This window comes from Herminiimonas sp. Marseille-P9896, from assembly GCF_903993245.1.
GTDB classification, from domain to species: Bacteria; Pseudomonadota; Gammaproteobacteria; order Burkholderiales; family Burkholderiaceae_D; genus Oxalicibacterium; species Oxalicibacterium contaminans.
The window spans coordinates 389,283-402,730 of sequence record NZ_CAJEVT010000003.1; the positions used below are offsets into that span (position 1 = coordinate 389,283).

The window sequence follows — 13,448 nt, forward strand, 5'->3', positions numbered from 1 at the left end:
GTAGTGTGCAGTAGACGTTCGAAGGTTTTGGTCCGGCTTGGATGCTTAAGGCTGCAGGTCGTTATTTTAACTATCGTAAAGGAATGGACATGGCAAAGAAGAGCGGTGGTAAACAAAATATCCTCGTCATCTGGGGTGACGATATCGGCATCTCGAACCTGAGCTGTTATTCCAAAGGCTTGATGGGCTACCAGACCCCGAACATCGATCGCCTTGCGAAGGAAGGCATGATGTTCACCGATTCCTATGGTGAACAAAGCTGTACAGCCGGGCGTTCTTCCTTCATTACGGGACAAAGCGTGTATCGCACTGGCCTGTCCAAGGTTGGTATTCCGGGTGCGGCGATAGGCCTGAGTGATAAGACCGTCACCATCGCGGCCTTGCTGAAAAACCAGGGCTACGCTACCGGCCAGTTCGGCAAGAATCACCTTGGCGACCTGAATCATATGCTGCCTACCAATCATGGCTTCGATGAATTCTTCGGCAATCTGTACCACTTGAATGCAGAAGAAGAACCCGAGATGTATGACTACTATCCGGAAAAGGACTTTCCGAATTTGCGCAAAACCGTTGGCCCGCGTGGGGTCATCCACAGCTGGGCTACCGACAAGGATGACGCGACCGAGCAGCCGCGTTGGGGCAAGGTCGGCAAGCAAAAAATCACCGATACCGGCCCGCTGACCACCGAGCGTATGGAAACCTGTGACGATGAATTCGTCGCCGCGGCCAAGGATTTCATCAAGCGTCAACACGACGACGATAAGCCTTTCTTTGTGTGGCTCAATACCACACACATGCATATGTTCACGCATACGAAGAAGTCCAGTCTCGGACAGGCTGGTCGCTGGCAGTCGCCGTATCACGACACCATGATCGATCACGATAAAAATGTCGGTGAGATGCTCGACTACCTGGATGAACTGGGTATCACGGAAGATACCTTCGTCATGTATTCAACCGATAACGGTCCGCATATGAATTCCTGGCCGGATGGTGGCATGACGCCATTCCGCAGCGAAAAAAATTCCAACTGGGAAGGCGCTTTCCGTGTCCCTCTGATCGTGCGCTGGCCTGGCAAGATCGAAGCCGGCAAGGTTTCCAACGAAATCGTCCAGCATCATGACTGGTTACCTACCTTCCTCGATATTGCCGGTGAGCCGGATATCGTCGAGAAAGTAAAGAAAGGTGTGACCGCAGGCGGGCGCAAATACAAAAATCATCTGGATGGCATGAATTTGCTGCCTTACCTGACCGGCAAGGAGAAGGAAAGCCCGCGTAAGCTGTTTGTTTACTTCAGTGATGATGGCGATGTGCTGGGCATACGCTATGACCACTGGAAGATCGTGTTCATGGAGCAGCGTTGCAAGGGGACCATGCAGATCTGGGCCGAACCGTTCACACCTTTACGCTTGCCCAAGCTGTTCAACCTGCGTACCGACCCGTATGAACGGGCGGATATTACTTCCAATAGTTATTACGAGTGGTTCCTGTATCACGCTTATATCCTGTACGGTGCTTACGCGATTGCGGATAAATTCGCTGCCACCTTCAAGGATTTTCCGCCGATACAAAAACCGAACTCCTTCACTATCGATGATGCACTGGAAAAAATGGCGAGTGCTACAGCTGGCGGTTAAGGCGGGGCAGGGCATAGCACTCCGGCTCGGAGTGCTATGCCCATTAATGGATATGTACCTGCCTGGGCGGGTGCGTCGGGAGCATTGCTAGCGCGAAGGAGCGGTCATGAGTCAGACAGTAGCAGTGGCTGGATGGAATCGTTTGCATATGATTAGCAAGGATGTGGCATGAACGCCGTACCGCAAGTGCCGGTACAGAGCAGTTCCTGGTTCACGCGCTGTTTGCCGATACTGTCCTGGGCACCGCATTATCAAGGCAAATGGCTGGGCGCTGATGTACTTGCAGGTGTAACAGTAGCGGCGTTTTGCATACCGGAGAGCATGGCGTATGCCGGCCTGGCGGGATTGCCGCCACAGGCCGGTTTGTATGCCAGCTTGCTGGCGGTATTTGCCTACGTCTTGTTTGGTACTTCCAGGCAGGCGGCGATAGGCCCGACCTCTGCTTTGGCGATACTGGTTGCTACCGGACTGGCCGGTGTGGTCAGCCATGATGTTGCGCGTTATGGCGAGATGGCTGCACTACTGGCTATCCTGGTGGGTTTGATTGCAATCGTGGCGCGCGTGTTGCGACTCGGTTTTCTCGTTAATTTCATTTCCGAATCGGTACTGACCGGATTCTCTGCAGGCGCGGCTATTTATATAGCGACGACGCAACTGGGCAAGTTGTTTGGCATAGAGGGCGCGACCGGTGAGTTCACTGATCGCATCTACTTTATCGTCACGCATCTGGGTGAGACCAATCTCTACGCGCTCACCCTCGGCCTATTCGGCATTGTCTTCCTGTTGCTGACCGAGAAGATGGCACCCAAGGTGCCGTGGGCGCTGGTGTTGGTCGCGCTCTCTATCTTGCTGATGATGTACACCACGCTGAATGCGGCAGGGATCAAGATCACCGGCCAGATCCCGAGCGGCTTGCCACCTATGAAGCTGCCCTCATTCTCCTTGGCTGATGTACAGGCTTTGTTGCCGACCGCGTTTGCGGTGTTCCTGCTGTCCTATGTCGAAGGTATGGGCGTGGTGCGCACTTTTGCCGCCAAACACAAGTATCCGGTCGATGCCAACCAGGAATTGCTGGCGGTAGGTGCGGCGAATGTTTTGTGTGGCCTGGGTGCGGCGCAACCTGTGGGTTGCAGCATGTCACGCTCTGCAGTCAATGACGAATCAGGTGCGAAGACGCCGTTGGCTGGCGCCATCTGCGGCATCCTGCTTGGCGTAATCGTCTTGTTCTTTACCGGCGTATTTACGAATCTGCCGGAACCGGTACTGGCAGCGGTCGTGATTATCGCGGTCAAGGGATTGATCGATATTCCGGCGCTGCTGCGTTTGTATCGCGTCAGCCCTAAAGAGTTCTGGATTGCCCTGGCGGCGATGCTGGGTGTACTGGTGTTCGGCATGCTGGAAGGTGTGATGATAGGTACGGTGCTGTCTCTGCTGATGCTGGTCTGGCGCGCCAGCAATCCGAGCACGGTGCTGCTGGGACGCATCCCGGGCAGCGAGCTCTATAGCGACCTGGCGCGTCATCCGGAAAACGAAACCGTACCGGGCGTGATGGTTTTTCGTGCGAATGCCGGTTTGTTCTACGCCAATGTTTCCAAGATTAAGGACGACTTGCTGGACGCCATAGAGCGGCAGACTGCGCCGGTCAAGCTGGTGGTGTTTGACCTTTCCTCTTCGCCTTACTCGGATATCGCCGCTGCGGAAATGCTGCTCGACCTGCAGGGTGAGTTGCAGGAGCGCGGCATCACGCTGAAGTTATCCAACCTCACTGGTGAAGTGCGGGATCTGTTGCGGCGTGATGGCCTGGATCTGAAGTTTGATATCGGGCCGCGTGCCGGGGTGGAATCCATCGTGCGTGAATGGAGTGCCAATGGTGGCAAGCCGGTCACCGGACGTCTGAGTAATCTGCCGCAAGGCTGATGGTATGACTCAATTTTTTTGGGGGAAGTAATGACGGAATTCACCGACATACTGACACGTATCTGGACCGACCTGATGTCACGCCCCAGCGGGCCGATGGCGTTCCGCTTCATGCTGCAGCCGACGATGGGCATCATTATCGCTTTGCTGGATGGCATTAAGGATGCACGTACCGGTCGTTCACCATACTTCTGGACCCTGGTACACCGCCCGGAAGCACGTGTCGGCCGCATCAAGGAAGGGCTGAAGGCGACCAGCCGCATCATTTTGCTATCGCTGGGCATGGAAGCGATCTACCAATACAAAGTACTGCATACCTTCTACGTAGCCGAAGCGCTGATCATTACTTTCTGCCTTGCGGTACTGCCTTACCTCTTGTTGCGCGGGCCATTCGCACGCATTGCACGCTACTGGATCGCCAAAAAAAATAACCAGCAATAAGGTCTAACCATTAGTTCAATTTCAACCAGGGGATAGCACATGCATATGGATACGCAGCTGCAAGCATTCGCCGATACGGCCAAGCATACGTCCACACCAGACTTGCGGAATATGGCGTGGATCCCGGGCGGGAAATTCCTGATGGGGTCCAACGATCACTACCCGGAAGAGGCGCCGGCACACAAGGTCGTGGTCGATAGCTTCTGGATGGACAAGTATGTGGTGACGAATAGCGACTTCAAACGCTTCGTGGACGAGACCGCTTACGTCACGATGGTCGAGCGTGAAGTGAATCCGGCTGACTATCCCGGCGCCTTGCCGGAATTGCTGGTGCCGTCATCCGTGGTATTTCAAAAAACTGCGACGCGTGTGGTGCTGGATGATCCGCATCAGTGGTGGAAGTATGTGGCCGGTGCCGACTGGAAGCATCCACGTGGCCCGCAATCTTCGCTGCAAGGTTTGTGGAAGCACCCGGTCGTGCATATCGGTTACGACGATGCGCTGGCGTATGCCGAGTGGGCCGGTAAATCATTGCCGACCGAAGCCGAGTGGGAGTTCGCTGCACGCGGCGGCCTTGATGGTGCCGAGTATGTGTGGGGTGATGAGTTCATGCCCGGCGGACGTTATATGACGAATAACTGGCAGGGTGATTTCCCGCATCAGAATGCCTTGCTGGATCGCTATGAGTGGACGTCGCCGGTCGGCGCTTTTCCTGCGAATGGCTATGGCTTGTATGACATGGCGGGCAATGTGTGGGAGTGGACGGTCGACTGGTACCAGGAGCACAACAAAATCCAACACGCCTGCTGCACCATCAACAATCCACGCGGCGGTGAGCCGGACGGCAGCTTTGATCAGCGTCTGAAGAATGTACAGATTCCGCGCAAGGTCATGAAGGGCGGTTCACACCTGTGTGCACCTAATTATTGTCGTCGTTATCGGCCCGCAGCAAGGATGGCACAACCGATAGATACCGCGACCTGTCATCTGGGTTTCCGTTGCATCGTCCGCGCCAGTGCTGCGCCAGGGAGTGCCACATGAAAAATGATTCCGGATACGCATTGCTGCAGCGTGCTTTCCTGCAAGGACTGCTAGCCCTCTCGTTGCTGGCGGCATGGCCTGCCAGCTGGGCGGCTGATGCCCTGCCTTCCTGGCGCGACGGCCCGGCCAAGCAAGCCATCATCAAGTTCGTCACCTCGGTGACGGATACCAATGCCAAAACCTATGTCAGACCGGATGACCGTATCGCCGTGTTTGATAACGACGGCACTTTGTGGAGTGAGCAGCCGTTTTACTTCCAGATTTATTTCATGGCAGACCAGGTGCGCGCGGCTGCGCCCAAGCATCCGGAATGGCAGGAACTGCCTGAGTTCAAGGCACTGATGGCGCGTGACATGCCTGCCCTCATGAAGATAGGTCCCAAGCCGGTACTGGAGTTACTGGCGCAAGCCAACTCGGGCATGACGACCGACGAGTACGACAAGGCGATAGATGACTGGCTGTTTTTTTCACGGCATCCGCGTTTCAACCGGCCGTATACCGATCTGGTGTATCAGCCTATGAAGGAATTGCTGCGCTATCTCGAAATGAACTTCTTTAAAAATTTCATCGTGTCCGGCGGTGGCATCGAGTTCATGCGGGTGTGGAGCAAGAAGGCCTATGGCATTCCGCCGGAACGGGTGATAGGCAGCATCGGTGAAGTCAAGTTTGAAGAGAAGGATGGCAAGCCGGTACTGACCAAGTTGCCCAAGCTGGGTTTCCTGGATGACGGTCCCGGCAAGCCGGTCGGCATTTATCGCAACATCGGTCGTCAGCCTATCTTTGCCTTTGGTAACTCGGATGGCGATTTACAGATGTTGCAGTGGACTGCTGCCGGGAAGGGGCCGCGCTTCATGGGACTGGTGCATCACACTGATGACAAGCGTGAATGGGCGTATGACCGCACATCGCATATCGGCAAGCTGGACAAGGCACTGGATGAAGCACAGGCCAAAGGCTGGGTCGTCGTCGATATGAAGAAGGAGTGGGCCAAGGTCTATGCATTTGACTAGGCCGGACAGGTACATCAGGGCAAATGATGCGTCACCAAGATTCAATGTTGCGAATCGGATCATTTGCCCACAATGAGACGGCGCAGTTTTGTTCGGAATGCTGACATGGTGAGGAGTGGTCATGAATGCTGCAGGCTATCGCTTGGGTTTGATGTTGCTGGTTCTGGCGTGCTGCGTTACCGGTGGTGCTCACCGCACGGTATTTGCGGCGGATACCAAGACGTATGAACGTACCGGTGCGATCGGCAAGGAGTCATCCTGGCCGCTGGCCATCACCTCCTCTTCTACCAAATTGACGGTGTACCAGCCGCAGCTGGATGCGTGGGATGGTTTTCACCTGACTGCACGCATGGCAGTGCGCGCCAGTACCGGCAGTAAAGCAGCGCAGGTGACTTACGGCATCGTCACGATGCAGGCCCAGACGCTGACGGATAAGGGAACGCGGGTCGTCACTATCAATAACGCGGTGATTGTGAAGAGCGATTTCAGTTCCGCCACTGCTGCGCAAACACAAGCCTGGACCAAGGCTATAGAACAGGACTTCGCCGGCAAGTCACACACGATAGCGCTGGATCGTTTGCAACAGCAGCTGGCGATCAATGCGGCAAAGAAAAATGACGGCAACGTACCGCTGCGCAATATACCGCCGGAGTTCATCTTCTCCAGTGTCCCGGCCATCCTGATCTATGTAGATGGCAAGCCGGTCTATCGGACGTTGCCAGGTTTGCCGTTTGAGCGGATTATCAATACCCGTCCTTTGGTACTGCGTGACAGCACCAGTACGTATTACCTGAAAATATTCGATGGCTGGATGACCGCACCTGCGCTAACCGGTCCATGGCGTTTGCTGCATGCGACATCCGCGTATCTGGATGAAGCCTACAAACTAACTTCAAATGCACACCTGATCGATGCCCTGAGTGGACAGTCGGCACCGGACAAGCCGGGGCCGTCGCTGAAAAGCATAGTGCCGAATGTGCTGGTGGCGACCAGGCCGACTGAGTTGATCGTCACCGATGGCGCTCCCAGGTATACCGCGATCAGCGGCACCAATCTGTCGTATGTGAGCAATACCACTGGCCATGTCTTGCGCCATGCGCCGGATAATAAAACCTATGTCCTTGTATCGGGGCGCTGGTTTCGTGCTTCCGGAGAACTGGGACCATGGGAGTTTGTCGCGGCCAATGACCTGCCTGCCGATTTCGCCCGTATTCCGGATGACAGTCCCGTGGAGAATATTAAAGCCTCGGTCGCCGGTACTGCGCAGGCAGCCGATGCTGTGATCGCGGCGACGGTGCCGCAGACAGCGGCAGTCAATATCGTTGGCACGCAACTGGCACAGCCGCAGTTCGATGGCGCGCCGCTTTTCAAAACCATAGAGGGCACCACGCTGGAGTATGTGGCGAACTCGGCAACGCCGATAGTGCGGGTTGCAGGCTCGGGTGTTTATGCGGTGCAGGATGGCGTCTGGTTCCGGGCTTCGTCGGTGAGCGGCCCGTGGTCGGTGGCGACCATGGTACCGCTGGTGATTTACAGCATCCCACCCAGTTCACCTTTGTATTACCTGACATACGTCAAGATCTATGCGGTCAGCGGTAACACGGTGTATGTCGGGTATACGCCGGGTTATCAGGGCGCATATATCGATCCGTTGACAGGTGTGGTGGTGTACGGCACCGGTTATGCGTACGAGCCATGGGTCAGCAGTTATTGGTATGGCGATCCGGTGACTTATGGTTATGCCGCCTCAATAAGCTATACGCCGTGGACAGGTTGGGCTTATGGTTTTGGCTTTGGCTGGTTCTGGGGTGCGGCGACGGTTGCATATGGCTGGGGCTGGGGCCCTTATCCGTATTGGGGACCATGGGCTTATCCAGCCTGGGGTCGTGCCTGGGGTGCAGCGGGGGGCTCGGTCGCCTGGGGGCCGGGTGGCTGGGCCGGATACAGCGGCAATATTTACCAGCAGTGGGGCAACCGTGCCAGCGTGTCGCGTGAGTATGGTGGCTTCGATGCGTGGACCGGCAATGAGTGGGCAGGTCGTGTCGGCGCTTCCTACAATTCGCGTACCGGCATTGCCTCGGCCGGACAGCGCGGTGCGATTGGCAATGTTTACACCGGTAACTATGCAGCTGGTGCACGCGGTGTCGCTACCGGACCGCAGGGCAATGTGGTGGTCGGTGCACGCGGTACGGCTGGCAATGCTTATAGCGGCAATGAAGTGCACGGTAATCGCGGCGCGTATTACGACAAGAGCAGCGGACAGTGGACTACCTTTGGCGGTGCCAGTGGACAGGACGGTGGCCACGTTGCCCATGTCGGTGATGACGTATACGCAGGCAAGGACGGCAAGGTCTATCGCAATACCGGTGACGGCTGGCAGCAGCATACGAGCAATGGCTGGCAATCGGTACCTGGCAGCAGCCAGGGGCAGGCGACCCGTGATGCCCGCGGTGGTCTGGGTGCGTCACACAACATGCAGCCATCCGCGACAAATATGCAGCAGGCCCATCCGGAAGAACTGGAACGCGAGCGCAATGCGCGCATGGCGGGTGGACAGCAGACCCATCAACTACGTCAATCTTCGATGGGCATGCACAGGGGCGGCTTCCGTCGTCGCTAGCGCTGGCACAACTTTTTTCCGGGCAGGACAGGACGGGCAGCCATTGCACCAAAGGGCACATGGTTCTGCCTGTATGCCCGATATTCTCCGGCTTTCATTTTGACTATGGTGAGCAATGCAGCGGATTCCTCAGGAAATGCCGTGCCAGTTTTCATGACAGGCCACGCTCAAGCTATTTGCAGCGCCGCAATGGACGATGGCGCATGAGAGCAGTGGCATGCCGAAGTTTCAGGTATTCATGGGCCTGAACTTGCAGTTCACTTTGTAGACAGTCGTCATTTGAACCACAGGGCCGAGTTGATTCGGGTAATGCACGCAAGGATTTGACAAGGAGGAGTAATGAGTAAGCTCATACCCGGATTGCTACGCGCACTGGCGCTGGTCTTATGTTTGCATCCCGTGCTGGCAGCGGCACAGGCCGCACCGCCACCGCTATCGAAAGAACAGCTGGATCAACTGGTCGCCCCGGTGGCTTTGTATCCTGACACCCTGTTGTCGCAAGTGCTGATGGCGGCGACTTATCCGGCTGATGTGGCCGATGCGGCCAAATGGTCGGCCGCCCATGCAAATATGAAAGGTGACGATGCGGTCAAGGCAGTAGACGCGCAGCAGTGGGATCCCAGCGTCAAGGCACTGGTGGGCTTTCCTCAGGTATTGCAGATGATGGGGCAGAAACCTGACTGGGTACAAAAACTGGGTGATGCCTTCCTCGCTTCATCGAAAGATGTGCTGGACTCGGCGCAGCGCTTGCGCGCACGTGCGCAAAAAGCCGGTAACCTGAAATCAAATGAACAGCAAAAAGTGGTGGTCGATACCTCGCAAACCACGCAGGTGATCCAGATCCAGCCTGCCAATCCGCAAGTCGTCTATGTGCCTGCGTATAACCCGACTGTGGTGTACGGCACCTGGCCTTATCCATCGTATCCGCCTTATTACATGCCGCCACCGCCGGCCTACTATCCGGGTGCAGCGCTGGCTTCCGGTATCGCTTTCGGTGTGGGTGTCGGCATTACCGCTGCCTTGTGGAGCGATTGCGACTGGCATCACGGCGACGTCAACATCAATGTCAACAAGTACAACAATGTGAACGTCAATCACAAGATCAATGCGAACCAGACCACCTTCCAGCATAACGGTGCGAACCGGCGCGGTGTTCCATATCGCGATGCGGCCAGCCAGCAACGCTACGGCAAGAGCATCCCTGGTGCGGCTGATCGCCAGGACTTCCGCGGTCATGATCAGGCACGTGATGCACAACGCAAGCAGGCACAGGGCACATTGCAACAACGTGGCATGGACCCGGCTGCAGAACGCAATCGCTTGCGTAGCGATCCGCAGGCCCGTGATCGCGCGCAGAATGCAGCGCGTGATAACAACCGTAACCAGCTCGGTGGTGCTACCCGTAATCAGCCTGCGCGCGGCGATAGTGCGTTGCGCGGAGCAGGGAATGGCCAGCAGGTGCGGCAACAGGCTGATCGTGGCAATGCCAGTCGCCAGTCCATGGCGCGGCACACTAATGCAGCACCCGCGCGCGCCGGTGGTGGTCGGGCCGCAGGTGGCGGCGGTGGTCTTGGACGTCATCACTAGGAGCGAGTGACATGAACAATAAATTGAACCCTTCCTCCTTCGTCGCCAGTGGCTGGCGCCAGGTGCGCATGCTTGTGATGGCCTTGCTGACGATGCTGGTGATGTCGCCTGCCTGGGCGCAGCAAGCGTATCCGTCTGCGGATGACGCAGCGAACGCCTTCGTTGATGCATTGAGCAAGCAGGATGCCGAACAATTAAATAAGGTCCTGGGCAAGGACTGGAAAACCCTGATCCCGACGCATGACGTCGCACAGCAGGACGTACAGGACTTCCTGAATGCATGGAAGCAGGGCCATCGTATCGTCAGCCAGACACCGGAGCGTGCCATCGTGGAAGTTGGCACACAGGGTTGGACTTTGCCTATGCCGGTGGTGAAACGTGCGGCGGGCTGGCAATTCGATATACAGGCCGGTTCGGAAGAAGTGCGCACGCGTCGTATCGGACGCAACGAGCTGAACACTATGCAAACCATGCTGGCCTACTACGATGCACAGAAAGAATATGCGAGTGTCGACCGGAGCAAGGATGGCGTGCTGCAGTATGCGCAGCAATTCAAAAGCAGCCCGGGCAAGCATGATGGCTTGTACTGGCCTGCCTCGGATAGTGAAGCGGCAAGTCCGTTTGGCTCCTTAATCGCCGACCTGAAACCGGGTGAGGGTTACCATGGCTATCACTATCGCATCCTGACCGCGCAAGGCGAGAATGCGCCGGGCGGTGCATACAGCTACGTCATCAAGGGACGCATGGTGAGCGGCTTTGCACTGGTGGCCTGGCCCATCAACTACGGACAGACCGGCATCAAGAGTTTCATCATCAGCCACGACGGCAAGGTATATGAAAAAGACCTGGGCCCGAATACATCCGTCCTCGTCAAACGCATCAAGATTTTTGATCCGGACAAGAGCTGGCAAAAAGTGGCATTGCCGGAACCGGTTTCCCATACGGCCAGCAATGCGAATAATCCTGTTCGGTGACGCGGACCGGATATGCGTCGGCTACCGGGCTGGCTCTGTGCGACAGCGCTATCAGCCTTGTGCATCTGCGCTTACGGCAAGGAAGTACTTGAGCGTCCGCGCATAGGCCTGGCATTGTCTGGTGGCGGCGCGCGTGGTGCCGCGCATGTCGGTGTGCTGAAAGTATTGGAAGAGTTACGTGTGCCGGTAGATTGCGTGGTCGGCACCAGCATGGGTTCCATCGTCGGTGGCGGTTTTGCGATAGGCATAGCGCCGAAGGAAATGGAACGCATCATTTCGACGACTAACTGGAATGAAGTCTTCACCGATCATCCTCCACGCAATGAAATCCCTATGCGGCGCAAGGATGATGATTACAAAAACCTCTTCGCACCGGAATTTGGCGTACGCGGCACGCAAATCCTCGCACCCAAGGGAGTGATTGCAGGTATCTCCATCGAAAGCTTTTTGCGCGACTTCACCGCTGCCGGCACGCAGAACAGCGATTTTCAAAAACTCCCGATTCCCTATCGCGCGATTGCGGCCGACCTTGAAACCGGCAAGCCAGTGATACTGGAGCGCGGTAGTTTGCCTGCTGCGATGCGTGCCAGCATGTCCTTGCCGGGCATAGTGCCGCCCGTAGAAAGCAACGGCCGCCTGCTGGTTGATGGCGGCATCGCCAACAACCTGCCTATCGACGTCGCGCGCGACTTGTGTGGCGACGTCGTCATCGCCGTCAACATCGGTACGCCACCGTTAAAACGCAAAGAGATAGGTTCCATCATCTCCATCGTCGGCCAGCTGGTCAATTTGCTCGGCAATGATTCCGTCGAGCGCCAGCTCGCCACGCTGGGCGAGAAAGACATCCTCATCAAACCGGAACTGGGTGATATTTCGGCCGCCAGCTTTGATCGTGCCAGTGAAGCGATCATAATCGGCGAGCAGGCAGCACGCGCGATGAGTGCTTCCTTGCAGCGCTATAGCCTGACGCCGGATGCATATGCACGCTTGCGCAAAACCCAGGCCGCCAAACCAGCCAGCTTGCGCGTCATCGATGAAATCCGCTTTGAGGGTTTGCAGAAGACCAATGCAGCGGTCCTGCGCAACCTGATCAATACCCGCACTGGTGAGCCATTATCCGAACAAAAGATAGGCGAAGACCTGCGGCGCATATACGGCCGTGGTGATTTTGAAGGCGTGAACTATCACATCGATGATGAAGAAGGTCGTCGTGTATTGGTCATAGATGCCCATGAAAAATCATGGGGGCCGGATTACCTGCGCTTTGGCGTCTCCCTGCAAACCGACTTCCGGGGTGAAAACGATTTCAATGCAGGCGTCAGTTACAAGCGCACCTGGCTGAGCAACCTCGGAGCAGAGTGGAGCGTGGATGCACAGGTCGGTCGCGATACTTTTATCTCCAGCGAGTTCTATCAACCATTTGACGAAGCGGAGCGCTTCTTTATCGCACCCTACGGCAAGATCAGCCAAAACACCCGACCCGTGTTCCTCGGGGAAGACCAGGTGGCGCGCTATCTGACGCAGCAGTTCCGGCTCGGTGCTGATCTCGGTATCTCTATGGGGCCGTGGGGTGATGTGCGTGTGGGGCCGGTGTACAGACGGATTAACGCTGAGGTCAACACGGGGTCACCTATCCTGCCCGACTTTAAATCCGATGGTGGTGGAGTACGTGCGCGCTTCTTCCTGGATCAGCTGGATCGTCCATTCCTTCCGCGCGAAGGTTACTCCATGGTCATGACGGCAGAGCGCTGGTTCGATAAGGAGGCGTATAACAAGCTGGAAGGACGGGCTACTTACGTCAAAAGTTTTGGCCAACACACCTTCAGCATGACCGCTTCAGGTGGCTCCAATCTTGGTACCGAGATTCCATACTTTGACTCTTACCGCCTGGGTGGTCCTTTCAGATTGTCGTCATACCGGATAGATCAGTTCGCCGGTAGCAACTACGCGCTGGGTCGCCTGATGTACTACAACCGCATCTTCAATCTGCCATCGCCGTTGGGTAACGGTGTCTACCTGGGTGGATCACTGGAAGTCGGGCGCGTTGCATCCATACTGGACAAACGCGACGGACAGGGCACGCTGAAATCGGCATCGGTATTTTTTGCGGCGGATACCTTCCTTGGACCAGGCTTCCTGGGCTTTGCCGGTGGTGGGGGCGAGACTTCCATTTATTTGATGTTTGGGGTGCCGTATTGATGAAAGAAGTATCAGGACTGCC

At 56.4% G+C, this 13,448-nt stretch carries 9 protein-coding genes; all 9 read left to right on the top strand.

The window, feature by feature from the left end; translation table 11 throughout:
• Positions 1–89: 89 nt before the first annotated feature.
• The 9 genes from H7U06_RS12235 (at position 90) to H7U06_RS12275 (ending at position 13,426) form a co-directional block, all read left to right on the top strand.
• Positions 90–1,637 carry an arylsulfatase gene (locus tag H7U06_RS12235; RefSeq protein ID WP_175626431.1) on the top strand — a complete coding sequence of 516 codons (1,548 nt, stop codon included), beginning with the start codon at positions 90–92 and terminating at the stop codon, positions 1,635–1,637.
• Between the two features lie 168 nt (positions 1,638–1,805).
• On the top strand, positions 1,806–3,554 hold the full coding sequence (locus H7U06_RS12240) for a SulP family inorganic anion transporter (RefSeq protein ID WP_175626432.1): 1,749 nt from the start codon (positions 1,806–1,808) through the stop codon (positions 3,552–3,554).
• 30 nt (positions 3,555–3,584) lie between these two features.
• Positions 3,585–3,995, top strand: a complete 411-nt coding sequence (locus H7U06_RS12245) for a hypothetical protein (protein WP_175626433.1) — start codon at positions 3,585–3,587, stop codon at positions 3,993–3,995.
• Positions 3,996–4,040: 45 nt separating this feature from the next.
• On the top strand, positions 4,041–5,036 hold the full coding sequence (locus H7U06_RS12250) for a formylglycine-generating enzyme family protein (RefSeq protein WP_217703464.1): 996 nt from the start codon (positions 4,041–4,043) through the stop codon (positions 5,034–5,036).
• Positions 5,033–6,046, top strand: a complete 1,014-nt coding sequence (locus H7U06_RS12255) for an HAD family phosphatase (RefSeq protein ID WP_175626434.1) — start codon at positions 5,033–5,035, stop codon at positions 6,044–6,046. The genes H7U06_RS12250 and H7U06_RS12255 overlap by 4 nt, the downstream gene beginning before the upstream one ends.
• Before the next feature lie 121 nt (positions 6,047–6,167).
• Entirely contained in the window at positions 6,168–8,666 is a 2,499-nt protein-coding gene (locus tag H7U06_RS12260; RefSeq protein ID WP_175626435.1) for an autotransporter, read from the top strand.
• Positions 8,667–9,005: 339 nt separating this feature from the next.
• Positions 9,006–10,253, top strand: a complete 1,248-nt coding sequence (locus H7U06_RS12265; RefSeq protein ID WP_175626436.1) for a DUF3300 domain-containing protein — start codon at positions 9,006–9,008, stop codon at positions 10,251–10,253.
• 11 nt (positions 10,254–10,264) lie between these two features.
• Positions 10,265–11,227: a DUF2950 domain-containing protein gene (locus H7U06_RS12270; protein WP_175626437.1), complete on the top strand. Its 963-nt coding sequence runs from the start codon at positions 10,265–10,267 to the stop codon at positions 11,225–11,227.
• 12 nt (positions 11,228–11,239) lie between these two features.
• A complete protein-coding gene (locus H7U06_RS12275) occupies positions 11,240–13,426 on the top strand; it encodes a patatin-like phospholipase family protein (protein WP_175626438.1) in 2,187 nt (728 codons plus the stop codon).
• Positions 13,427–13,448 lie beyond the last annotated feature (22 nt).